Raw genomic sequence first — 22046 nt, 5'->3', positions numbered from 1 at the left:
CCGAATCTTCGCCAAACCCAATCCGATGGTAATGGGTCCTGGATCGGCGCTGCGCTTGTCCAGGACGACGATCGCGTATGCCGCCTCTGCGGAGCGCCATCCTTCCCCAATCAGATTCCGTATCGTATGGTCGCAGCAAATATTCAGGGGTTCCGCCCCGCCATGCCCGATCCCATCGGGCCATCCGGAAACCTTTATGTCCGAACCCGCCTGGTCGCTGCACTCCCGCCTGAAAGAGGACACTATCGACATCGGCGATTTGCCGCTGTGCAAGGTCTTGGTCATCAAGGACGCGCATTATCCCTGGCTGCTGCTGGTGCCGCGACGCGCCGACGCGGTGGAGATCATCGACCTCGACGAGGTGCAGCAGGCGCAATTGATGACGGAGATCTCCCGCGTCTCGCGCGCGCTGAAGGAGATCACCCAATGCGACAAGCTCAACATCGCGGCACTCGGTAACCTCGTGCCGCAGCTTCACGTCCACATCATCGCGCGCCGCACCAGTGACGCCGCCTGGCCGCGGCCGGTCTGGGGCGTGATGCAGCCCTTGGCGCACGACGCCACCGAGGTGCAGAGTTTCATCAGCGCGCTTCGCCGCAAGATCTGGTTGGGTTGAAAGAACAAGAAATGTCAGCATTCGACTCGTTTCCACTGGGACAACCCGCCTTCGTCACCAACATTCTCGACCGCGCCGCGCATCTGCGCCGCGACGACGAAAAGCTGTTCGCGATGGAGCAGAAGCCGTCGTCGCGCGCCTATGTGGTCTATCGCGACTCACTGCTGGTGAAGCGCGAGGGCGACAAAGTGCGCGCGCTGCTCGGAATCGACGAGGCGTTGAAATGCGGCGCCAATCCCGGCACGATCTTCTTAGGCTTGCGCGGCGGCGCCGCGATGTTCGGGATGGGCCTGTCGCAGGCCGCGTCCGAGAAGCTGATCGGGCGCGAGGACTACGCCCTCAGCGAGCTGCGCGGCATGGCGATGCAGGGCGCGGTGCCGCCGCAGGAGCTGTCGGCGATCGCGATGGCGAAGTCGATGGTGAGCTGGCATCAGCGCCACGGCTATTGCGCCAATTGCGGCACGCGTACCGCGATGAAGGAAGGCGGCTGGAAGCGGGAGTGCCCGAGTTGCAAGGCCGAGCATTTCCCGCGCACCGACCCTGTCGTGATCATGCACGTCGCCGCCGGCGACAAATGCCTGCTCGGCCGCCAGAAGCAGTTTCCGCCGGGCATGTATTCCTGCCTCGCCGGCTTCGTCGAGGCCGCCGAAACCATCGAGGACGCGGTGCGCCGCGAGATTTTCGAAGAATCCGGCATTCGCTGCACCGAGGTGCAATATTACATGACCCAGCCCTGGCCCTATCCGTCGTCGCTGATGATCGGGTGCAGCGCGCGGGCGGTGAGCGAGGACATCGTCGTCGATCACTCCGAGTTGGAGGATGCGCGCTGGTTCACGCGCGAGGAGGCGGCCTTGATGCTGACGCGGACGCATCCTGACGGGCTCGCCGGCCCGCATCCGTTTGCGATTGCGCATCACCTGCTCGGCCGCTGGGTGCACGACAAGAGCTGAGACGGAGATGGCTGCACCAGGGATCGCGCCGCGCATCCTCTGCATCGGCATTCCCGTGCGCGACCTGACCTTTCGTGTCGAAACCGTGCCCGCGCGCGGCAGCAAGGCGAATGCCAGGCATCTCGCGGAGATTTGCGGCGGCAACGCACTCAATGCCGCGATCGCTATCGCTCGGCTTGGTGGCCGCGTCGCGTTCGCAGGTCCGATGGGCGATGCGCAGGAGACGTCGAGCGGCTTCATTCTCGACCGCATGACATCCGAAAATATCGACACAAGCCATATCGTGCGCATACCTGATGCGAGCACGCCCGTCTCTGCCATCATCATTGACGCGACGGGCGAGCGAACGCTCACGATCTATCGCGATCCGGCCCTGTGGACAGTCGAGCTGCCCGACGCCGACAAGCTGCTCGCCGATTGCCGGGCGGTTCTCGTCGAAAGCCGCTGCGCCGCGTTCGCAACTTCGCTCTGCACCGAGGCACGCCGGCGCGGCATTGCCGTCATCGTCGGCGTCGACCGCGCGATGTCGTTGCAGGACAGCCTGCTCACGGCCGCCTCACATCTGCTGTTCGCCAGTGACCAGTTGCAGGAGACAGCCGGCATCCCCGATGACGGCGCGGCATTGAAGCGCCTGGCCGCGCTCACGCCCGCCTTCCTCGCCGCCACCCGCGGTCCGTATGGCACGATCTGGCTGAACGAGACCGGCGCATTGGAGCAGACGCCGGCCTTCCCGGTTCAGGCCGTCGATACGCTCGGCGCCGGCGACGTCTTCCATGGCGCCTTCACGCTTCGCTTCGCCGAAGGTGGCGGCGTGCGGCAGGCGCTGCGATTCGCCGCGGCCGCCGCGGCGCTGAAATGCACCCGTCCTGGTGGCGGCCTGGCCGCCCCGCAACGCGTTGAAGTTGAAGAGCTTTTGAGCACGTCGCCGGCGGCGACGTTGGAGCGGGCGCCAAGATTATAGACTTGCTATAGAAAGATTTTCTCTATATCAGGGAAAACGTCCCTTGAAATGGAACAAAGTTCTTCAAATGACCGATCTCGCCGTCCCACTCCCCGAGACCAGCCGCCGCCTCGACGCCATCGACCGCAAGATTCTGATGGTGCTGCAGGACGATGCCTCCCTCTCCGTCGCCGAGATTGGCGACCGCGTCGGCCTGTCCTCGACCCCCTGCTGGAAGCGCATCCAGCGCTTGGAGGCCGACGGCGTGATTACCAAGCGGGTGGCGCTGGTCGACCAGAACAAGATCGGGCTCGGCATCTCCGTGTTCGTGTCGGTCGAGAGCTCCGACCATTCCGACGCCTGGCTCAAGAGGTTCGCCGACGCCGTCAGCGCCATGCCTGAGGTGATGGAGTTCTATCGCATGGCCGGCGACGTCGATTACATGCTGCGCGTCGTCGTCGCGGACATGCAGGCCTATGACGTGTTCTACAAGAAACTGATCAGCGCCGTGCCGCTGAAGAACGTCACCTCGCGCTTCGCGATGGAGAAGATCAAGTCGGTCACCGCGCTGCCGATCCCGGCTGTGGTTGCGGCTTAAGGCTCACCACACGCAAACTGTCATCGCCCGGCTTGACCGGGCGATCCAGTATTCCAGAGACGATGATGGGGTTCGGATAAGCCGCGTACTGGATGCCCCGGTCAAGCCGGGGCATGACAGCAGGTGAGACTAGCCTCGCGCCTCAAATCTTCTGATTGTACTCGCCGACTTCGGGATGGGTGCGCAGCACGCTGTTCACCATCTCGAACATGTCGTGCATGCGCTGCTCGGAGACCGGGCTCTCGACCACGACAACGAGCTCGGGCTTGTTGGAGGAGGCACGCACCAGGCCCCAGCTGCCGTCCTCGACCGTGACGCGGACGCCGTTGACGGTGACGAGATCGCGGATCGACTGGCCGCCGATCTTGGCGCCCTTGGCCTGCAAGGCCTCGAAGTGCTTCACCACCTTGTCGATGACGCCGTATTTGGTCTCGTCGGCGCAATGCGGCGACATCGTCGGCGACGACCAGGTCTTCGGCAGCGCGTTCTTGAGATCGGCCATCGACTTGCCGGGGGCGCGGTCAAGCATATCGCAGATCGCCAGCGCCGAGACGAGACCGTCGTCATAGCCGCGTCCATACGGCTTGTTGAAGAAGAAGTGGCCGGACTTCTCGAAGCCGGCGAGCGCACCCGTCTCATGGGTGCGGCGCTTCATGTAGGAATGGCCGGTCTTCCAGTAGGTGGTTTTTGCACCCTGCTTCTGCAGCACCGGATCGGTGATGAACAGGCCGGTCGACTTCACGTCGACGATGAACTGCGCGTCCTTGTGGATCGCGGACATGTCGCGCGCCAGCATCACGCCGACCTTGTCGGCAAAGATCTCCTCGCCGGTGTTGTCGACGACGCCGCAGCGATCGCCGTCGCCGTCGAAGCCGAGACCCACATCGGCCTTGTGCTGCAGCACCGCGTCGCGGATCGCGTGCAGCATCTCCATGTCTTCGGGGTTCGGATTGTATTTCGGGAAGGTGTGGTCGAGCTCGGTGTCGAGCGGGATCACCTCGCAGCCGATCGCCTCCAGCACCTGCGGCGCGAATGCGCCGGCGGTACCGTTGCCGCAGGCCGCGACAACCTTGAGCTTGCGCTTGAGCTTCGGGCGGCTGGTGAGATCGGCGATGTAGCGCGCCGGATAATTCTCGTGGAATTGATAGGAGCCGCCGGCCTTGTTCTTGAACTCGGCGCCCAGCACGATCTCCTTCAGCCGCGTCATCTCGTCGGGACCGAAGGTCAGCGGGCGGTTGGCGCCCATCTTCACGCCGGTCCAGCCATTGTCGTTGTGCGAGGCCGTGACCATGGCGCAGCAGGGCACGTCGAGGTCGAACTGCGCGAAATAGGCCATCGGCGTCACCGCGAGCCCGATGTCGTGCACCTTGCAGCCTGCTGCCATCAGGCCGGAGATCAGCGCATATTTGATCGAGGCCGAATAGCCGCGGAAATCATGACCGGTGACGATCTCCTGGCTGACGCCGAGTTCTGCGATCAGCGCGCCCAGCCCCATGCCGAGCGCCTGGATTCCCATCAGGTTGATTTCCTTCTGGAACAGCCAGCGCGCGTCGTATTCGCGAAAGCCCGTGGCCTTCACCATCGGCTCGGATTCGAAGGCATAGGTGTTGGGCAGCAACACGGATTTCGGCTTCGGGAACATTGAGACGGTCTCGTGAAAAAAGAGCCAGGATTTGATGCAGCCTTAGCGAATGCCGGGCTGCAGCGGAAGGCGGGAATGGCAGCTTATGGATGATAATTGCGGCAGTTTGGTAACGGGGAAATCTGTCCGCGAGAGCGATCGAAATAGAGATTTTCTTGAAATATGTGTCGCCGTCGCCTTTGGGAGGACCTTTACTGCTCCAGCACCATCTGACCGTTGGCGTATTCGAAGCGCCTGAGGCGGGAGAGGAAGGAGAGACCGAGCAGGTTCTCGGACAGTGCTTCGTCGGGCAGCACCATGGCATCGACGTCGCGCACGATTAGGCCGCCGACATCGAGCATGGCGATGCGAGTGCGCGCGGCCTTGATGGTGCCGTTGGCGGTGGAGACGGTGGCGTTGTAATCGCTGCGCGAGGGACGCAGGCCGAAGCGGGCGGCCGAGGTCTCGTTCAGCGCGACCACGGAGGCGCCGGTGTCGACCATGAAGCCGATGCGCTGGCCTTCGATCCGGCCCTCGGTTTGGAAGTGGCCGCGGCCGTCGCGGGGGATGTTGAGGCTGCGGCCGCCGGCCGCCGCGGTGGACGCGACTGCGACCGTACGCGGCACCGACGTCGCCGAGGCGGAGCTCATCCTGTCCGCCATCTGCGCCATGAAGGTGCCGAGGCCGATCATGATCGCCGCGAAGATCATTATGTTACGCATCACACCACTCGAAGCCGAAGCTCGATTTCACCACGCGGAAGGCCGCTCCGCGAGCGACGCTGCGGCCAGAGCGGTGCTATTTTGACGAAAAGGATGAGCGGACGGTTAATGCGCCGGTGTCGCGGATACGACATATCCTCATCCTGAGGTGCCCGCGAAGCGCGGGTCTCGAAGGGCCCGGCCACCAGCGGGGCCGTCATCCTTCGAGACGCTTGCTACGCAAGCTCGTCAGGATGAGGAATTGGCAACGGCGCCTGGGACTAGAACGGGCTCACCGAGAAATACCGCAGCCACAGATCGGTGTAGCGGCCCTTCTCCCAGACGCGGAACATCGCCCAGTTCAGGGCCTGGCGCAGCACGTCGTTGCCCTTGCGTACGGCGATGCCAATGCCCTCGCCGAAGAAACGGCTCTCGACGAAGGGGCCGCCGGAGAAGGCGCAGCAATCGCCGGAATCCGTGCCGTTGATCCAGAACGCGAGCGCGATGGCGTCGCCGAAGATGAAATCGACCTCGCCCTTGCGCAAGGCGCCGCGCATAGCGTCGTCGTTGGGATAAGGGTGCAGCTCGGCGTCGGTGAACAGGGCCTTGAGATAGGCCTCATGCGCGGAGCCGGCGATGACGCCGACCTTCTTGCCTTCGAGATATTCGGGCCGGATCTCCGGCATCACCGCGTCCTTGCGCGAAGCAAAGCGCGCAGGCACGCGGTAATAGGGATCGGTGAAGTCGACCCGGGCGCGGAGCTGCGGACTCACCGCCATCGAGGCGATGATGGCATCGCCCCGGTTGGAGGCGAGCGCATCGACCAGCGTCTCGAAGCGCCGCATCTGCACCGTGCAAGTGACCTTGATCTCCTCGCACAGCGCGCGCGCGAAGTCGACGTTGAAGCCGGCCGGATTACCGTCGGCGCCGGTGTAGTTGAACGGCGGATAGTCGGTCTCGGTCAGGAAACGGATCACGGTCAGGCGCGACAGGTCCGGCCGCTCCGGCCGCCGCCGCGGGTCCCAGAAACCCGGCACCGCCTGCGGGGCGGCTTGCGGCGCGACCTGAGGTGAGGCTTGCGGCGCCGTTGGGGGCTGCTTGGCCGGGGCCTGCGCCTGCGCGGACGGCGCAGCAGCGAGCGCGCAGACGCCGACGATCAGCCCGGTCAGCAAGCCACGGGCGGATTTGGACGATTTCGCCTGTTGCGATGGAGCCATCGGCTGAAATGAACGATTTTCGTTGGGATCGGAGGGCCTTATAGCCCATCCGGCCGGGAACGCGAGCGCGGATTGCGGTCAATAGGGAAGCCTACAGATACCGCTTCAACTCCCCTGCGGCTTCTTCCGGCGTGCGCTTCAGGTTGAACGGCGAGACGAAGCGGCCGTCGCGATCCATCAGATAGATCAGCGCCGTGTGGTCCATGGTGTAGTCGCCGTCCTTGGTCGGGACCTTCTTGGCATAGACCCGGTAGGAGGTGATCACCTTGGCGGTCTCGGCAGGATCGCCGCTCAGCCCTTCGAGGTGCGGGTCGAAGCTCGACAGATAATCCTTCATCGCGGCCGGCGTATCGCGCTCGGGATCGACCGAGATGAAGACGGCATTGACCTTGTCGGCGTCCTTGCCCATCGCGCGCAGCACTTCCGAGATCTCGAACAGCGAGGTTGGGCAGACGTCGGGACAATGGGTGTAGCCGAAGAAGATCAGGGTCGGCTTGCCCTTGAGGTTCTTGTCGGTGACGGTCTTGCCGTTCTGGTCGGTGAGCTGGAACGGGCCGCCGATCGCGGCCGGCTGCGCCACCTTGCCGACCCCGCCCATGGCCCAGAATACGATCAGCAGCCCGAGGACGAGGCTTGCGGCGAAGGCGGTCGCGATCACCAGCGGACGGGCGGTAGGGCTCATGAGCGGAAAACTTCCTGTCGCGTGTCAGAAGCAGGCGGCAAGACCGGTCCTGATCATTTCGAAGAACACCTGGCTGCCGTAGTGGAACCAGAGCGCGAGCGCGCCGAGCACGACCAGGCCGCCGACGCCAGCACCTGCCAACAGCAGCACGACCGGCGTCCGGCCGGCAGTGGGCGAATTGTCCGATACAGGATGGGTAGGGTGCAGTGGTTGAGCCATGACAACGATCGGGGTGAAGGGTTCCCTGCCTTTCAAATAGGCGCTGGGACCGGGCCGGGCAAGCGCGGCGGGCGGGCTGGAGAACTTGTGATACGGAGGTTCTCCGTCATGCCGGGCTTGCGCGGCCGAAGCCGCTTCCGCGAGGCGAAGGCCCGGGCATCCACGGACTTTCCAGCCGGGCCCAAGAACGTGGATGGCCGGGACAAGCCCGGCCATGACGACAGATTAGTGAAAGGCGAATGACTGCCGCGGCCTACCGCGACGATGGCTTGTTGGCCGAGGCCTGCGCGTCGAGGTAGCAAGGCTTGTACATAGCCTGGAGCTGCCGGCCCTTCAGGAAGAGCATATGCGGGGTGAGGCCGCCGCGCTGATTGATCCAGCGCTTCACCTGCGAGGGATACATCGCATAGAGCATCTGGGTCGCTTCGGTATTGGTGACGGCGCGGCCGTTGCTGCCGAAATCCCACGCGGCGTGGAAGCCCAGTGTGGCGTGCGACGTCACGCAGATGCGGTCAGGCGGGATGGCGCCGAGGACGATGGTGCAGGCAGAGGCGCAGAGACCGTCGATGATGACGGTATCGCCCGACTGTCGCAGGTCCTGGTATTTGTCGACGTAGGTTCCGATCCGGCCGCCGCGGTCATCCGCGATCCGAACCACCGCGTGAGAAGCGCCCATGCTCGCGATCAGGAGAACCGCCGCAAGCAACCCCGTCAGAAACTTCATTGGCCCCCGCCCCAGTCGAATTCGAATCTGTGTGTCAGGTGGTGATGCCCTGCTAGGGTCCGTCGTAACCGCGGTTTTGTCTAGGCATGCCGGCTCGCTCAAAACAAATTCAAATCCAGTGTTGCGCCGGCGCTGCACTCAGCCGGTCTTTTTCCCGAAGTGGAACAAGTTAACGATGTCTTACGCGCCGTCCTCTTGATCTCAGTTGCAACCGCCGGCTTCAATCCGGGCAACTACAGGGAGGAACCTGTGGAGGGCGAAACACATGGAGGGGGAAACATATGGCCGAACAGATGGCTGAAGAGACTGACGTCATCGTTGTCGGCGCAGGACTGTCGGGCCTGGTGGCCGCAACCGAGATCGCGGACGCCGGCAAGCGCGTAATCGTGGTCGACCAGGAGGGCGAGCAGTCGCTCGGCGGCCAGGCGTTCTGGTCGTTCGGCGGATTATTCCTGGTCGATTCGCCGGAGCAGCGCCGGCTCGGCATCAAGGACTCCTTCGACCTCGCGATGCAGGACTGGCTCGGCACCGCCGGCTTCGACCGCGACGAGGATTTCTGGCCGCGGCAATGGGCCGACGCCTATGTGGCGTTCGCGGCCGGCGAGAAGCGTGCATGGCTGCGAGCGATGGGCCATCGCATTTTCCCCGTGGTCGGATGGGCCGAGCGCGGTGGTTATGACGCGATGGGCCACGGCAATTCGGTGCCGCGCTTTCATGTCACCTGGGGCACCGGGCCCGGCATCGTCGAGCCGTTCGAGCGCCGGGCGCGCGAGGCGGTCAGAAGCGGCCGGCTGAGCTTTCGGTTCCGCCATCGCGTCGATGCGCTCTCGATCACCAACGGTACGGTGGATGGCGTCGGCGGCGCCATTCTCGCCCCCGACAATGTCGAGCGCGGCAAGAGTTCGTCGCGCAATGTTGTCGGCGAGTTTGCGTTGAAGGCCCAAGCCGTGATCGTGGCGTCCGGCGGCATCGGCGGCAATCACGAGCTGGTGCGGCAGAACTGGCCGAAGCGACTCGGCGCGCCGCCGAAATTCATGATCTCCGGCGTGCCCGAGCATGTCGACGGCCGCATGATCGGCATCACCGAGAAAGCAGGCGCGCGGCTGATCAACCGCGACCGCATGTGGCATTATGTCGAAGGCATCCAGAACTGGTCACCGATCTGGCCGCGCCACGGCATCCGCATCCTGCCCGGCCCCTCCTCGATGTGGTTCGACGCCACCGGCACGCGCCTGCCGGCGCCGTTGTTTCCCGGCTCCGACACGCTCGGCCAGCTCCAATACATCATGTCCACCGGCTACGATTATTCCTGGTTCATCCTGACCCAGAGCATCATCAAGAAGGAGTTTGCGCTGTCGGGCTCGGAGCAGAATCCCGACCTCACCGGCAAGAGCTGGCGTATGACCATCAAGCGCGCCACCAACAAGGGCGCGCCGGCGCCGGTGGAAGCGTTCAAAAGCCATGGTGTCGACTTCATCGTGCGCGACAAGATCGAGGATCTCGTTGCGGCCATGAACAAGCTGGCCGGCAGCGACCTCCTCAAGCTCGAGCACATCAGGATGCAGATCGAGGCGCGCGACCGAGAGATCGCCAACCCTTACGTCAAGGATGCGCAGGTGATGAACATTCACAATGCGCGGCGCTATATCGGCGACAGACTGATCCGCACCGCCTCCCCTCACCGCATCCTCGATCCCGCGCAAGGGCCGCTGATCGCGGTCAAGCTCAACATCCTCACCCGCAAGACGCTCGGCGGTTTCGAGACCGACCTCTCTTCGCGCGTGTTCGGCGAGGAGGGCAGCGTCATCCCCGGCCTCTATGCAGCCGGCGAAGCCGCCGGCTTCGGCGGCGGCGGCGTGCACGGCTATCGTTCGCTGGAAGGCACGTTCCTCGGCGGCTGCCTGTTCTCGGGCCGCAATGCGGGCCGGGCCGCGGCGAAGGCCGTGGGCTAGATGATGCGGCCGCGGCTGCGCATCGGGGCGTTTGTTGCGGCATTAGCCGCTGCCTCGGCTGCGTCCGCGGATACGATCGATATTGACGGTGTGAAGCGGTCCTACACTGTGCAACTGCCGTCGAAGCGGCTCGTGCCGCTCGTCGTCGTGCTGCACGGCAAGACGCAGCGCGGAGCCGACATGATGACGCGGACAGCGTGGCCGCAGGTCGCAAAGCGCGAAGGGTTTGCGGTGGTCTTTCCTGATGGCCTCAACCACGCATGGGCCGATGCGAGGACCAAGGCGGGACCGGCGCTCCGTGGCCCGCCCGCGGGTACCGACGACGTCGCCTTCATCGCAAAGCTCGTCGAGAAGCTGGTGGCGAACGGCACCGCCGATCCTCGCCGCGTCTATGTCACCGGCATCTCCAATGGCGGCGCCATGGCAATGACGCTGGTCTGCGCCCGAGCCGATCTGTTTGCTGCCGGCGCGAGCGTGAGCATGAACCTCACTGATGAGACCGCTGTCACGTGCCATCCGTCGCGGCCGTTGCCGATGCTGCTGATGAACGGCACGGCCGATCCGCTGGTCCCCTACGAAGGCGGCCGCGGATCGAGCTATTATGCCGCAGACAGTTTTTGGTCCACCGACGAGACGCTTGCGTTCTGGCGCAAGCTCAACGGCTGCGAGACCGATAATGCCGACATGACCGATTTGCCCGACAGGGCGCCAGCAGACCAGTCCACGGTGACGCGGATCTCCTCGCGCTGTCCTGAAGGGCACGACGTCGTGCTTTATCGCATCAATCAAGGCGGTCATCGCATGCCCGGATTTTCTCCGGATGCCCGCTTCCCGAAGGTCGCCGCCAGCTTGCTCGGGTCGCAGAACGGCGACATCGACGCAGCCGAAACGATCTGGACGTTCTTCGGCCAGTTTCCCTGAAGTGCAACTCAGGCATCGCCGATGACGCATGCGTGCCTGGCAACGCATGCGTGCCCGGCAACGCATGCGTGCCTGGGGTGGCACAGGGCAAGCCGCTGCGCTAGACAGGGCCGCCATTCAAAGGAGACCCCCAATGAGCATTCAGCGTCTTGAAACCGGCCCGCGCATGAGCCAGGTCGTCGTGCACGGTAACACAGTCTATCTCGCCGGTGTCGTCGCCAACAACGCCGCCGGCGAAAGCGTGACGAAGCAGACCCAGGACATTCTGGCGACTATCGACAGCCATCTCGCCAAGGCCGGCACCGACAAGTCCAAACTTCTTTCGGCCACGATCTACATCACCGACATGAAGACGTTTGGCGAGATGAACGCGGTGTGGGACGCCTGGGTCTCGCCCGGCAACACGCCGGCACGCGCCACCGTCGAAGCCAAGCTCGCGGCGGCACAATACACCGTCGAAATCATGGTCACGGCGGCCAAGTAAGTTCGCGACAAACATTTGCGCGCGCTTGTCGGCGCATGATCCGATCGGGAAACCGCTTCACACTTTCCCGCATCATGCGCATGACCTCCGAGGTAATCGATCAGCGCGCGCAAACCTTCGATAATCATGTCAGCCGAACGACACGGCGCCATCGAAGGAGACGACAATGACCGATCCCATCACCATCGCTCGCCGCTACATCGATCTCTGGAACGAACGTGCAGCTGACCGCCGGCGCGAACTGCTGAGCCAGAACTGGACGGCGGATGCGAGCTATGTCGATCCCCTGATGAAGGGCGACGGCCATGACGGCGTCGATGCGCTGATCGCAGGCGTGCAGCAGCGCTTCCCCGATTTCAAATTCAAGCTGATCGGCGAGCCCAACGGCTACGGCGACCATGTCCGCTTCAGTTGGGGCCTTGGTCCTGACGGCATCGACAGCCCGATCAAGGGTACGGATTTCGCCGTGCTGAAGGACGGCCGTATCAGGAGCATCACGGGATTTCTGGACCAGGTGCCCGCCGGCACGTGAGCGCGCGCTGCTCGTTGCTGCGCCCTCTCCCCCGGTAAGGGAGAGGGCACACTTTCGTTCGTCGCACAGGCGCTAGTTATTCGCGCTCGCGGAATCGTCCATCGCCTTGAAGGCTTCCTCCAGCTGCAGCGAGATCGGCACGTTCAGCCGTTCGCCGGTCGGAAGCCGTGCGGTGAACCATTTGTTGTAGAGCGGAACGAGGTCGTGGTTGGAGCCGAGCTTGCGGAAAGTGCGATCGACCACCGCCGCCAGTTGCGGTTCGCCCTTGCGGAACATGATGCCGTAGGGGTCGTAGGACAGGTAATCGCCGGTGACGCGGAACTTGTCCTGTGCCTTGTGACGCACGATCAGGCTGGACAGCAGGATGTCGTCGGTCGCGAACGCATCGGCCTTGCCGTCGACGAGCATCTGGTATGACTGTTCGTGATCGGCACCGACAACGATGGTCAGTCCCAACGATGACTTCTTGTCGGCCGCCTGGATCGCCTGCTCGTTGGTGGTGCCCTTCGTCACCACGACGGTCTTGCCCTTCAGATCAGTCAGTGACTGGACGCTGGACGCCTTCGGCACCATCAGCTTGGTGCCGGCGACGAACATCAGCGGCGAGAAGGCGACGCGCTTGCCGCGCTCGGCATTGGCCGTGGTCGAGCCGCATTCCAGGTCGATCTTGTTCTGGAGCACGGCGTCGATGCGGTCATCGGAGGTGACCTTGACGTAGGCGATCTTCAGATTGGGATCGTCGACCTCGACGCCGATCTCCTCGACAATAGCCTCGCAAAGCTCGAGGCTGTAGCCGATCGGCCGGTTGGCCTGGTCGAGGAAGGAGAACGGCGGCGAGCTCTCGCGATAGCCGAGGCGCACGGTGTGCGCGGTCTTGATCGCCGACAGCGTCGGGCTAAGCCCTTCGCTGCCACCGGTCTGGGCGGAGGCACCCGTGGCCAGCAGGCACGCTGCCAGCAACAGGCCGCCCGATATCGCCATTGAAAGGCGCATGATGCACTCCGATCAATGGCCGGCCATCGCAGGCACTTCGCCGGGGATCATGTCCCCCGGCACGGCATCGCCAGGTTCAAGCTCGTGCTCGGGCCCGAGCTCGCCTTCCCACTTGGCCACGACCGAGGTCGCGAGCGTGTTGCCGATCACGTTGGTGGCGCTGCGGCCCATGTCGAGGAAGGTGTCGATGCCCATGATCATCAACAGCCCCGCCTCGGGGATGCCGAACTGCGAGAGCGTCGAGGCGATCACCACGAGGGAGGCGCGCGGCACGCCGGCCACGCCCTTCGAGGTGATCATCAGCGTTGCCAGCATCGCGAGCTGGGTGCCGAGCGGCATGTCGATGTGATAGCTCTGCGCGATGAAGACGCTCGCGAAGGTGCAGTACATCATCGTGCCGTCGAGATTGAAGGAATAGCCGAGCGGCAGCACGAAGCTCGATATCCGCGACGAGGCGCCGAACTTGTTCAACCCCTCCAGAGTTTTCGGATACGCCGCTTCCGAGCTCGCGGTGGAGAACGCGATCATCAGCGGTTCGCGGATCAGCTTCAGCAGATGGGCGTAGCGCGGCCCGATCACGATGAAGCCCACGACCACCAGGATGCCCCACAGGAGCGCGAGCGAGAGATAGAAGCCACCCATGAAGACGATGAGCTTCCAGAGCACTAGCAGGCCGTTCTTGGCAACCGTCGCGGTGATGGCGGCCCAGACCGCGAACGGCGCGAACAGCATCACATAGCCCGTCACCTTGAGCATGATGTGGCCGATGTTGTCGATCAGCGCCAGGATCGGCTTGGAGCGCTCGGGCATCGAGCCCATCGCCACCGAGAAGAACACGGCGAAGATCACGATCTGCAGGATCTCGTTCTGCGCCATCGCATCCGCGATCGAGGTCGGGATCAGATGGGTCAGGAATTTTTCGATCGAGAAGGCGGAAACCGGCAGGCCGGTCGACTGCGCCTTGTCAGGCAGCGTACCCGGGAAATTCGCGCCGGGCTGGAGCAGATTGACCATCACGAGGCCGAGCATCAGCGAGACGAAAGAGGCGCTGACGAACCAGCCCATGGTCTTGGCGAAGATGCGGCCGAGCTTGGAGCCCGAGCCCATATGAGCAATGCCGCCGACCAGGGTCGCAAATACCAGCGGCGCGATGATCATCTTGATCAGGCGCAGGAAAATCACGGCGATCAGGTTGATGGACGAGGCCCAGTCGCCCCGCGTGTCGGGCAGGAAATTGTAGATCGCCGCGCCCATGATGATGCCGAGCACCATCGCCACCAGAATGAATTGCGTAAACCTGTTCGACATTGAACACCCCCGCTACACCGACCGCTTCATGATGTCGCAGATATGACGACTGCGCAACACGCTTGGCGTGCGATCGTCGGGCGGATGTTCCCGTTGCGAAACTGGCGCCCGCGATCTAGCCTTCATGCAGCGCACAACGAAAGCGGCTTGCACGTTTTTCTTGCGGCCGCTGCATCAATAATCGTCAAACGACCGAGGGGAAACATCATGAGCGGCAGCATCAATCGTCAGATTCTTTTGGTGGAAAAGCCCAGCGGCAAGCTCGGTCCCGAGCACTTCAAGCTGGTCGAAGGTGCGGTGCCCGAGCCGAAGGACGGCGAGGCCTTGCTGCGCGTGCGTTACATCTCGCTCGACGCCGCCAACCGCGCCTGGATGCACGGCGCGACCTATCGTTCAGCGGTGGAGGCCAACAGCGTGATGGCCGGCGGCGCCATCGCCGAGGTCATCAGCTCGAAGGCGCCGGAGCTTGCGCCGGGCGACATCGTGTTCGGCGACACCGGCTGGCAGGAGTTGGCGACAGTGCCCGCCAAGCATCTCACCAAGATGCCGAAGCTCGAGCCGATGACGCATCTGCTCAGCGTGTTCGGCATTGCCGGCCTCACCGCCTATTTCGGCCTGCTGGAGATCGGCAAGCCCAGAGAGGGCGAGACGGTCGTGGTCTCCGCGGCCGCGGGCTCGGTCGGCTCGATCGTCGGGCAAATCGCGAAGATCAAGGGATGCCGGGTCATCGGCATCGCCGGCGGCGCCGACAAGTGCAGCTGGCTGACCTCCGAACTCGGCTTCGATGCCGCCGTCGACTACAAGGACGGCGCGGTGTTCAAGGCGTTGCGCGCGGCGGCTCCGAAGGGCATCGATGTCTATTTCGACAATGTCGGCGGCGACATTCTCGAAGCCTGCCTGCCGCAGATGAACAATTACGGCCGCATCGCCTGCTGCGGTGCGATCTCGCAATATGACGGCGCGCCCTCGGCACACGGCCCGCGCGGCGTGCCCGGCCTGATCGTGGTGAAGCGGCTCGTCATGCAAGGCTTCATCGTGATGGACTACATGAAAGAGAGTCAGCGAGCGCTCGCCGACCTCCAGGCCTGGGTCACATCCGGCAAGCTGAAGGTGCAGGAGGACATCATCGACGGCCTCGAGAACACGCCGAAGGCGCTGGTCGGATTGCTGGCGGGCGAGAACCGCGGCAAGCGGATGATCAAGCTCTGACGACGTAGTTACGTCGCAATTGCAAAGCCAATATCTACTTGCGGTAGAGGTCGCGGCGGCCAATGATGTCGCGCGCGGCATCACCCGCGACGATTGTTTGCATCACATTTGAAAAAATTGTCGGCGTTGCCGACAGGGCAGGAATACTCGGATGTTCAACACGTTGAAACATGCGTCGGCACGCGGGGCGTTGCTGGCGGCGGCTCTCTTCGCAACTGCAGCAGGCGCATTCGCACAAGCGCCGACCGAGGCGCAAAAGAGCGCGATCCGCTCCGCATGCCGCTCGGATTTCATGGCGCACTGCGCGAGCGTCACGCCCGGCGGCGTGGAAGCCTATCAATGCCTGCAGAAGAACATGTCCAGCCTGTCCTCGGGATGCCAAACCGCGGTCCGCGCCGTCGAGCCTGCTGCGGCGCCGAAGACCGAGGCTGCACCCAAAGAGGCTCCACCCAAGGCGGAGGCCGCGCCTGCCGCGCCGAAGGCTGAAACCGCCCCCGCCGCAAAGCCGGCATCTGGAGCAGCGCCGAAGGACGCGGCAGCCAAACAGCCGAGCAGCGCGCAGGTCGCTGCCGTCAAGAGCGCGTGCCGCGCCGATTATCCCAAGGTGTGCGCCAGCGTGCCGCCAGGCGGCGCGCCTGCGCTCGAATGCCTCGAGAAGAACAAGGCAAAGGTTTCGCCGGCCTGCGAGAAGGCCGTGAGCGCCGCGGCCGGCGGCGGTGGCACGGCAGCAACGGCGGCACCTCCGGGCGCGGCTCCCGCGGCGGCGGCAGCACCGGCAGCCGCGCCCGCCGTGATCGCGTTGCGCCCGCTGCGGCCGCGCGAAGAGCTGTTCATCGTCCGCTCCGCCTGCGGTGCCGACATCCGCACGCTGTGCGCCGGCGTAGCGCCTGGCGGCGGCCGCATCGTGCAGTGCATCGCCAGCAACGCCGCGTCGCTGTCACCTGCCTGCAAGGACGTGCTGGCGCCGTTCGCGGCACGCTAGAGAAGCGTGCCATCCGGCGGTCCGCTGCACCACCGTGCTCGTGGGCGGCGTACGGGTGAAGCGCTGCGTCTGACGGGGCGGATGGCCAAGCCGCCACGGTTTGGCTATGCTTCGCAAGGTCACTGCTTCGGACACGCGCCAAACGCGCGTCCGGACGTGAGCTGTGGTGTGCCGCGCGGCTTGCCGATAATTCCGCTGGCGCGGGTGGCCGGAGCACATTAGTCTACCCCTAGATAGTAAGTATACTGTCAATTAGGGAGGCAGACGTTGCGGATCGCCGTGATTGGCGGGGGGCCCGGTGGGCTCTACTTCGCCTATCTCTGGAAGAAGCGTCACCCCGAGGATCAAGTCGACCTGTTCGAACAGAACCCGGCCGACGCGACCTGGGGCTTTGGCGTGGTGTTTTCTGATCAGGCCCTGGAATTCCTGCGCGCCGACGACCCCGAGACGGTCGACGCGATCTCGCCGCACATGGAGAGCTGGGAGAACATCACGCTGAACCTGAGCGGCGACAGCGTGGCCATCGACGGCGTCGGCTTCTCCTCGATCGGCCGGCTCGAGCTCTTGCGATTCCTGCAGCAGCGCGCGATCAATGCCGGCGTCACCCCGCGCTTCGACACGCCGATTCATGCGATCGATCAGCTCAACGGGCACGATCTGATCGTCGCTGCCGACGGGCTGAACTCGCTGGTACGCCGCGCCTTCGAGGGCGATTTCGGCACCTCGCTGTCCTACTCCTCGAACAAGTTCGTCTGGTACGGCACCTCGAAGCGCTTCGAGACGCTGTCGCAGACCTTCGTCAAGACCGACCGCGGTGCCTTCAACGCCCATCACTACCGCTACTCGCCGACCATGAGCACCTTCCTGGTCGAATGCGACCATGCGACGTGGCAGGCCTACGGTTTCGCCTACAAGGACGTGGAGCAGTCCAAAGGTGTCTGCGAGGAGGTGTTCGCCGACACGCTCGGCGGCCGCTCGCTGGTTTCCAACAAATCGGTCTGGCGCAACTTCCCCTGGGTCTGGAACGAGCACTGGTCGTTCAAGAACATGGTGCTGCTCGGTGACGCCCTGCACTCGGCGCATTTTTCGATCGGCTCCGGCACGCGGCTCGCGATCGAGGACGCCATTGCACTGGTCAAGGCGCTGGAATCGGACGCCCATCTCTCGACCGCCCTGCATCGCTACCAGGCCGCGCGAAAGCCGGTGGTGCAGAAGCTCGTCAATGCCGCGCGGACCAGCGCTTTCTGGTACGAGCACTTTGCTCAGCACATGCAGCAGGGCCTGATGGACTTTGCCTATAGCTACATCACCCGCTCCGGCCGCATCGACGACTCCCGCCTGCGCGCGATGTCGCCGGGCTTCATGGCGCGCTACGAAGCCGCCAAGAACGGTGGGGACGAGGCATGAGCCGGCAGATTCACGACCAGGTGCCCGCCGACTGCGCGGGCGCGCGCGAGATCGGCTTTTCCGTTCCGCAGGTCTACAATGCCAGCCGCGTGCTGTTCGACAATGTCGGCAAAGGCCACGGTGACAAGCTCGCGCTCATCGGCCCCGCGAGCACGCGCACCTACGCGGAGCTCTGCGCGGAAGCCGGGCGCTGGGGCAACGGCTTTGCCTCGCTTGGCCTCAAGCGCGGCGATCGCGTGCTGTTGTTCCTCGATGACACTCCGGCCTACCCGGCCGCGTTCTTCGGCGCGGTGCGCGCCGGCTTCGTGCCATTGCTGATCAACACGCTGACACCGCCGGATCTGCTGCAATTCTATCTCGCCGATTCCGGCGCGACTGTTGCGGTGGCGGACGCCGAGTTCTGTGCACGTTTCAACGCCGAGGCCTGCAAGGACACGGCCCTGCATACCCTGGTCGTCGTCAATGGCCCGGCGAGCGATCACGCCGCGCCGAACGCCGTTTCCGCCGCCGGCTGGCTCCCCCAGTTTCCGACTGAGCTCGCGGAAGCCGACACGCATCGCAACGAGATGGCGTTCTGGATGTATTCGTCCGGATCGACCGGCCGCCCCAAGGGCATCGTGCATCTCCAGCACGACATGGCCTATAGCGAAGTCGCCTTTGCGCAGAACGTCTTGAAGCTGACGCCGGATGACATCTGCTTCTCGGTGCCAAAAATCTTCTTCGCCTATGGCTTCGGCAACGCGATCACCTTCCCGTTCTCGGCGGGCGCGACGACACTGCTGTTGCCCGGCCAGCCGAAGCCCGTGGCAATCTTTTCGGCGATCGAGCAGTACAGGCCGACGGTCTTCTTCGGCCTGCCGACGCTTTATACATCGCTGACCAAGGCCGAGGGTGCGAACAAGACCGACTTCTCCTCACTGCGCATGGCGCTCTCGGCCGCCGAGGTGCTCTCGGCCGACGTCTTCAACGGCTGGAAGACGCTCACCGGTCTCGAGATCGTGGAAGGCCTCGGCTCGACCGAGGTGCTGCACATCTATCTCTCCAACCGCCCCGAGCGGAAGAAGCTCGGCGCCGCCGGCCTGCGCGTGCCCGGCTACGAGGTCGCGCTGCGCGACAAGGACGGCCGCGATGTCGCCGACGACGAGGAAGGCATCTTGTGGGTGCGCGGCGATTCCAACACGCCGCTGTACTGGAACCCGCCGGACAAATCCGCCGAGACCATCCGCGAAGGCGGCTGGATCTACACCGGCGACCGCTTCGTCCGCGATGGCGATGGCTTTCACTTCTTCCGCGGCCGCGCCGACGATCTCATCAAGATCTCCGGCCAATGGGTCTACCCGCTCGAGGTTGAGCTTTGCCTCGCCGACCACCCGGACATCCGCGAATGCGCGGTGTTCGCCGCCGAGCTGCCGGACCGGCGCATGACGCTTAAGGCAGTGGTGGTGATGAACACCCGCGCGGCGGATCAAAGCGAAACGACCCGGCGGCTGCAGGATTACGTGAAGGGCAAACTGCTTCCTTACAAATATCCGCGCGAGGTGATCTTCATCGACGAGCTGCCGAAGACCGGCACGGGGAAGATCGACCGGCAGGCGTTGCTGAGGATGTGAGCCACCCCTGCCATCGCCCGCGAAGGCGGGCGATGACAACCAGGATTAAGGTGCCTTCCCCAGATGCTCCATCGCGTCCTCCGCCCGGAGCGGCACCCGCGACGCCTCGTTGTTGAGATCGACGAGCTGCGCCAGGAGCCCCATAAGCGCCTTGCGGTCCGCTGGCTTGAGCGGCTCGAGCATCCGCGCCTGGGCGCGTTCGACGGCGGGAATGATGTCGCGCAGGATCGCCGCGCCTGATTTGGTCAAATAGAGCAGCTTGATCCGCTTGTCTTCCGGCGCCGGCCTGCGCTCGACGAAATCCTTGGCCTGAAGCCGCTCGATCACGCTGCCGAGCGTGGAGCGATCGAAGGCGATCACCGCGGACAGCCGCGTCGCGTCGATGCCGGGGTGGGTGTGGATCGCGATCAGCGCCGCGTATTGCACCGGCGTGAGGTCGAACGCCTTGCACTCCTCCATGAAGATCGAGACCGCGATCTGCTGCATGCGCCGGAACAGATAGCCCGGCGCCGCATAGACCGCGTCTATCGTGATTGGAGGGGCAGGCTTACTCGGCATCGGGCTGCTTCTCCGGCGCGGCGTTGACGAACGCCGGCAGGGCCTTGGCCGCAGCTTCCGCTTCAAGCAGGCGCGGATAGGCGGAGACGTCGACGCCGAAGCGGCGCGCATTGGCGAGCTGCGGCACAAGACAGAGATCGGCGAGCGTCGGCACATCCCCGAAGCAGAACGGGCCCGGCTCGTTTCTGATCAGCGTCTCGCACGCCGCGAGCCCCTCGCGGTTGACCCAGGCCGCCCAGTCCTGAACCTTCTCCTCGGCAAGGCCGAGCTCGCGCAGCCGCGCCAGCACCTTCAAGTTCTGCACGGGGTGAGTGTCGCAGGCGATCGCCAGCGCGAACGCCCTCACCTTGGCGCGCTGCAACGCATCCCTCGGCAACAGGGGCGGGTTGGGATGGGTCTCGTCGAGCCATTCGATGATGGCGACCGATTGGGTCAGCACTGCGCCCGCATCGTTCTCCAGCGCCGGCACCAGGCCTTGCGGATTGATGGCGAGATAGGCTGGCGCACATTGCTCGCCCTTGCGAAGATGATGCGGCAGGTGCTCGGCACCGCGGCCTTTGAGGTTCAGCGCGATGCGTACCCGGTAGGCGGCGCTGGAGCGGAAATAGCCGTGCAGCTTCATCGGAACCCTCCCGTTTCGTTCTTGTTCGCACGTTGACGCTACCCAGATCGTAAGTATACTGTCAATCAACAAAGCGACGGGAGCCGCACCATGGAAGCCGTGACCAAGACGCCGGAACGCGAGGCGTTCTACAAGAAGATCGACGGCGAGAATCTCACCGCGCTCTGGACGGTCATGAGCGATTTGATCACGCCGGAGCCGAAGAGCGCCTGCCGGCCGCATCTGTGGAAGTTCGACATCATCCGCGACTACATGACCGAAGCCGGCAAGCTGATCACGGCGAAAGAGGCCGAGCGGCGCGTGCTGGTTCTGGAAAACCCCGGCCTGCGCGGACAGTCGAAAATCACCACGTCGCTCTATGCCGGCGTGCAGATGGTGGTGCCCGGCGACGTCGCGCCCGCGCACCGGCACAGCCAATCGGCACTGCGCTTCGTGCTCGAAGGCAAGGGCGCCCACACCGCCGTGGACGGCGAGCGCACCGCGATGGAGCCCGGCGACTTCATCATCACGCCGTCGATGACCTGGCACGATCATTCCAACGAGACCGACCAGCCGATGTTCTGGCTCGACGGTCTCGACATTCCGCTGGTGCAGTTCTTCGACTGCTCTTTCGCGGAAGGCTCCAACGAGGATCAGCAGAAGATTACAAGGCCGGCCGGCGACAGCTTTGCACGCTACGGCCACAATCTGCTGCCGGTCGACGTGAAGCGGAGCTCGAAGACTTCCCCGATCTTCAGCTATCCCTATGCCTACACGCGCGAGGCACTGGAGAAGGCTCGCGCGAGCCAGGAGTGGGATGCCTGTCACGGGCTGAAGCTGAAATTCAGCAACCCCGAGACCGGCGACTTCGCGATGCCGACCATCGGCACGTTCATCCAGCTGCTGCCGAAGGGCTTCAAGACCGCGCGCTATCGCGCGACGGACGCGACGGTGTTCTGTCCGATCGAGGGCCACGGCCGTACCCGCATCGGGGATGCGACGTTCGAATGGGGCCCGCGCGATTTGTTCGTGGTGCCGAGCTGGCAATGGGTCACGCACGAGGCTGATATGGATGCGGTGCTGTTCAGCTTCTCGGATCGCCCCGTGCAGCAGAAGCTGGATTTGTTCCGGGAGGATCGCGGGAATGCGTGAGGTACGCTGCTGGTAGCATCGTCATTGCGAGCGCAGCGAAGCAATCCAGAATCTTTCCGCGGCGACAGT

The 22046-nt window shown here is 64.2% G+C and carries 23 protein-coding genes; 13 read left to right on the top strand and 10 right to left on the bottom strand.

The genetic code is table 11. The features are described 5' to 3' along the window. Positions 1 to 196: 196 nt before the first annotated feature. The 4 genes from IVB54_RS02705 to IVB54_RS02690 all read left to right on the top strand — a co-directional run bounded on the left by IVB54_RS02705 (position 197) and on the right by IVB54_RS02690 (position 3104). Positions 197 to 616, top strand: a complete 420-nt coding sequence (locus IVB54_RS02705; protein ID WP_018453010.1) for an HIT family protein — start codon at positions 197 to 199, stop codon at positions 614 to 616. Between the two features lie 11 nt (positions 617 to 627). Next, positions 628 to 1566, top strand: coding sequence for an NAD(+) diphosphatase (nudC, locus tag IVB54_RS02700; protein ID WP_018453009.1), 939 nt, complete (start codon positions 628 to 630; stop codon positions 1564 to 1566). 7 nt (positions 1567 to 1573) lie between these two features. Beyond that, positions 1574 to 2527, top strand: a complete 954-nt coding sequence (locus IVB54_RS02695; RefSeq protein ID WP_018453008.1) for a sugar kinase — start codon at positions 1574 to 1576, stop codon at positions 2525 to 2527. A 67-nt stretch (positions 2528 to 2594) separates the two neighbouring features. Beyond that, on the top strand, positions 2595 to 3104 hold the full coding sequence (locus tag IVB54_RS02690; RefSeq protein ID WP_018453007.1) for an Lrp/AsnC family transcriptional regulator: 510 nt from the start codon (positions 2595 to 2597) through the stop codon (positions 3102 to 3104). A gap of 142 nt (positions 3105 to 3246) precedes the next feature. Here the strand turns inward: IVB54_RS02690 and IVB54_RS02685 are convergent, their stop codons facing one another. The 6 genes from IVB54_RS02685 to IVB54_RS02660 form a co-directional block, all read right to left on the bottom strand. Beyond that, positions 3247 to 4746, bottom strand: a complete 1500-nt coding sequence (locus tag IVB54_RS02685; protein WP_018453006.1) for a phosphomannomutase/phosphoglucomutase — start codon at positions 4744 to 4746, stop codon at positions 3247 to 3249. Positions 4747 to 4937: 191 nt separating this feature from the next. Next, positions 4938 to 5447 (bottom strand): TIGR02281 family clan AA aspartic protease, encoded by a 510-nt coding sequence (locus IVB54_RS02680; RefSeq protein WP_026232438.1) that lies wholly within the window; start codon positions 5445 to 5447, stop codon positions 4938 to 4940. 260 nt (positions 5448 to 5707) lie between these two features. After that, on the bottom strand, positions 5708 to 6643 hold the full coding sequence (locus IVB54_RS02675; RefSeq protein WP_018453004.1) for a transporter substrate-binding domain-containing protein: 936 nt from the start codon (positions 6641 to 6643) through the stop codon (positions 5708 to 5710). A 91-nt stretch (positions 6644 to 6734) separates the two neighbouring features. Further along, positions 6735 to 7325, bottom strand: coding sequence for an SCO family protein (locus IVB54_RS02670; RefSeq protein WP_018453003.1), 591 nt, complete (start codon positions 7323 to 7325; stop codon positions 6735 to 6737). A 24-nt stretch (positions 7326 to 7349) separates the two neighbouring features. Beyond that, a complete protein-coding gene (locus IVB54_RS02665) occupies positions 7350 to 7544 on the bottom strand; it encodes a hypothetical protein (RefSeq protein WP_026232437.1) in 195 nt (64 codons plus the stop codon). Positions 7545 to 7797: 253 nt separating this feature from the next. Next, positions 7798 to 8268 (bottom strand): hypothetical protein, encoded by a 471-nt coding sequence (locus IVB54_RS02660; protein ID WP_018453000.1) that lies wholly within the window; start codon positions 8266 to 8268, stop codon positions 7798 to 7800. 293 nt (positions 8269 to 8561) lie between these two features. Here IVB54_RS02660 and IVB54_RS02655 point away from each other — a divergent pair, with 293 nt between their 5' ends. The 4 genes from IVB54_RS02655 to IVB54_RS02640 all read left to right on the top strand — a co-directional run bounded on the left by IVB54_RS02655 (position 8562) and on the right by IVB54_RS02640 (position 12157). Next, entirely contained in the window at positions 8562 to 10220 is a 1659-nt protein-coding gene (locus IVB54_RS02655; RefSeq protein ID WP_026232436.1) for an FAD-binding dehydrogenase, read from the top strand. Then, a complete protein-coding gene (locus IVB54_RS02650; protein WP_204512766.1) occupies positions 10221 to 11141 on the top strand; it encodes a PHB depolymerase family esterase in 921 nt (306 codons plus the stop codon). 133 nt (positions 11142 to 11274) lie between these two features. Next, positions 11275 to 11625 (top strand): RidA family protein, encoded by a 351-nt coding sequence (locus IVB54_RS02645; RefSeq protein ID WP_007599359.1) that lies wholly within the window; start codon positions 11275 to 11277, stop codon positions 11623 to 11625. 166 nt (positions 11626 to 11791) lie between these two features. Next, complete coding sequence (locus IVB54_RS02640) at positions 11792 to 12157, top strand: nuclear transport factor 2 family protein (protein WP_018452997.1); 366 nt, start codon at positions 11792 to 11794, stop codon at positions 12155 to 12157. Between the two features lie 72 nt (positions 12158 to 12229). On the opposite strand, the gene IVB54_RS02635 is transcribed toward IVB54_RS02640, so the two are convergent. Continuing rightward, the gene (locus tag IVB54_RS02635; RefSeq protein WP_026232434.1) at positions 12230 to 13150 is read right to left on the bottom strand and encodes an amino acid ABC transporter substrate-binding protein; all 921 of its coding nucleotides are present in this window, start codon (positions 13148 to 13150) and stop codon (positions 12230 to 12232) included. Positions 13151 to 13162: 12 nt separating this feature from the next. After that, positions 13163 to 14458: a dicarboxylate/amino acid:cation symporter gene (locus IVB54_RS02630; protein WP_247777061.1), complete on the bottom strand. Its 1296-nt coding sequence runs from the start codon at positions 14456 to 14458 to the stop codon at positions 13163 to 13165. Positions 14459 to 14665: 207 nt separating this feature from the next. Between IVB54_RS02630 and IVB54_RS02625 the strand changes: the two genes are divergently transcribed. The 4 genes from IVB54_RS02625 to IVB54_RS02610 all read left to right on the top strand — a co-directional run bounded on the left by IVB54_RS02625 (position 14666) and on the right by IVB54_RS02610 (position 19666). Next, complete coding sequence (locus IVB54_RS02625) at positions 14666 to 15667, top strand: NADP-dependent oxidoreductase (protein ID WP_018452994.1); 1002 nt, start codon at positions 14666 to 14668, stop codon at positions 15665 to 15667. A gap of 151 nt (positions 15668 to 15818) precedes the next feature. Then, complete coding sequence (locus IVB54_RS02620; protein WP_247299211.1) at positions 15819 to 16649, top strand: cysteine rich repeat-containing protein; 831 nt, start codon at positions 15819 to 15821, stop codon at positions 16647 to 16649. A gap of 267 nt (positions 16650 to 16916) precedes the next feature. Next, positions 16917 to 18056, top strand: coding sequence for an FAD-dependent monooxygenase (locus IVB54_RS02615; protein WP_018452992.1), 1140 nt, complete (start codon positions 16917 to 16919; stop codon positions 18054 to 18056). Then, positions 18053 to 19666: a benzoate-CoA ligase family protein gene (locus IVB54_RS02610; RefSeq protein WP_247777060.1), complete on the top strand. Its 1614-nt coding sequence runs from the start codon at positions 18053 to 18055 to the stop codon at positions 19664 to 19666. The genes IVB54_RS02615 and IVB54_RS02610 overlap by 4 nt, the downstream gene beginning before the upstream one ends. A gap of 45 nt (positions 19667 to 19711) precedes the next feature. Here IVB54_RS02610 and IVB54_RS02605 read toward each other — a convergent pair whose 3' ends face one another. Both IVB54_RS02605 and maiA read right to left on the bottom strand, forming a co-directional pair. Then, entirely contained in the window at positions 19712 to 20224 is a 513-nt protein-coding gene (locus tag IVB54_RS02605; RefSeq protein WP_018452990.1) for a MarR family transcriptional regulator, read from the bottom strand. Continuing rightward, the gene (gene maiA / locus IVB54_RS02600) at positions 20214 to 20846 is read right to left on the bottom strand and encodes a maleylacetoacetate isomerase (protein WP_018452989.1); all 633 of its coding nucleotides are present in this window, start codon (positions 20844 to 20846) and stop codon (positions 20214 to 20216) included. Before maiA ends, IVB54_RS02605 begins: the two co-directional genes overlap by 11 nt. 90 nt (positions 20847 to 20936) lie before the next feature. Here maiA and gtdA point away from each other — a divergent pair, with 90 nt between their 5' ends. Further along, positions 20937 to 21977, top strand: a complete 1041-nt coding sequence (gene gtdA / locus IVB54_RS02595) for a gentisate 1,2-dioxygenase (RefSeq protein WP_018452988.1) — start codon at positions 20937 to 20939, stop codon at positions 21975 to 21977. The last annotated feature ends 69 nt before the right edge of the window (positions 21978 to 22046 follow it).

This window comes from Bradyrhizobium sp. CW1 (assembly GCF_023100665.1).
GTDB lineage: Bacteria > Pseudomonadota > Alphaproteobacteria > Rhizobiales > Xanthobacteraceae > Bradyrhizobium > Bradyrhizobium canariense_D.
This window is presented reverse-complemented; position numbering and strand designations above follow the sequence as displayed.

Excerpts from the sequence above, each read along its gene's own strand:
- IVB54_RS02640 (WP_018452997.1), top strand. The coding sequence starts at position 11,792 with ATGACCGATCCCATCACCATCGCTCGCCGCTACATCGATCTCTGGAAC.
- IVB54_RS02635 (WP_026232434.1), bottom strand. The coding sequence starts at position 13,150 with ATGCGCCTTTCAATGGCGATATCGGGCGGCCTGTTGCTGGCAGCGTGC.
- gtdA (WP_018452988.1), top strand. The coding sequence starts at position 20,937 with ATGGAAGCCGTGACCAAGACGCCGGAACGCGAGGCGTTCTACAAGAAG.
- IVB54_RS02625 (WP_018452994.1), top strand. The coding sequence starts at position 14,666 with ATGAGCGGCAGCATCAATCGTCAGATTCTTTTGGTGGAAAAGCCCAGC.
- IVB54_RS02620 (WP_247299211.1), top strand. The coding sequence starts at position 15,819 with ATGTTCAACACGTTGAAACATGCGTCGGCACGCGGGGCGTTGCTGGCG.
- IVB54_RS02705 (WP_018453010.1), top strand. The coding sequence starts at position 197 with ATGTCCGAACCCGCCTGGTCGCTGCACTCCCGCCTGAAAGAGGACACT.
- IVB54_RS02665 (WP_026232437.1), bottom strand. The coding sequence starts at position 7,544 with ATGGCTCAACCACTGCACCCTACCCATCCTGTATCGGACAATTCGCCC.
- IVB54_RS02660 (WP_018453000.1), bottom strand. The coding sequence starts at position 8,268 with ATGAAGTTTCTGACGGGGTTGCTTGCGGCGGTTCTCCTGATCGCGAGC.
- maiA (WP_018452989.1), bottom strand. The coding sequence starts at position 20,846 with ATGAAGCTGCACGGCTATTTCCGCTCCAGCGCCGCCTACCGGGTACGC.
- IVB54_RS02675 (WP_018453004.1), bottom strand. The coding sequence starts at position 6,643 with ATGGCTCCATCGCAACAGGCGAAATCGTCCAAATCCGCCCGTGGCTTG.
- IVB54_RS02655 (WP_026232436.1), top strand. The coding sequence starts at position 8,562 with ATGGCTGAAGAGACTGACGTCATCGTTGTCGGCGCAGGACTGTCGGGC.
- nudC (WP_018453009.1), top strand. The coding sequence starts at position 628 with ATGTCAGCATTCGACTCGTTTCCACTGGGACAACCCGCCTTCGTCACC.
- IVB54_RS02645 (WP_007599359.1), top strand. The coding sequence starts at position 11,275 with ATGAGCATTCAGCGTCTTGAAACCGGCCCGCGCATGAGCCAGGTCGTC.
- IVB54_RS02690 (WP_018453007.1), top strand. The coding sequence starts at position 2,595 with ATGACCGATCTCGCCGTCCCACTCCCCGAGACCAGCCGCCGCCTCGAC.
- IVB54_RS02695 (WP_018453008.1), top strand. The coding sequence starts at position 1,574 with ATGGCTGCACCAGGGATCGCGCCGCGCATCCTCTGCATCGGCATTCCC.
- IVB54_RS02670 (WP_018453003.1), bottom strand. The coding sequence starts at position 7,325 with ATGAGCCCTACCGCCCGTCCGCTGGTGATCGCGACCGCCTTCGCCGCA.
- IVB54_RS02630 (WP_247777061.1), bottom strand. The coding sequence starts at position 14,458 with ATGTCGAACAGGTTTACGCAATTCATTCTGGTGGCGATGGTGCTCGGC.
- IVB54_RS02680 (WP_026232438.1), bottom strand. The coding sequence starts at position 5,447 with ATGCGTAACATAATGATCTTCGCGGCGATCATGATCGGCCTCGGCACC.
- IVB54_RS02605 (WP_018452990.1), bottom strand. The coding sequence starts at position 20,224 with ATGCCGAGTAAGCCTGCCCCTCCAATCACGATAGACGCGGTCTATGCG.
- IVB54_RS02685 (WP_018453006.1), bottom strand. The coding sequence starts at position 4,746 with ATGTTCCCGAAGCCGAAATCCGTGTTGCTGCCCAACACCTATGCCTTC.
- IVB54_RS02650 (WP_204512766.1), top strand. The coding sequence starts at position 10,221 with ATGATGCGGCCGCGGCTGCGCATCGGGGCGTTTGTTGCGGCATTAGCC.
- IVB54_RS02610 (WP_247777060.1), top strand. The coding sequence starts at position 18,053 with ATGAGCCGGCAGATTCACGACCAGGTGCCCGCCGACTGCGCGGGCGCG.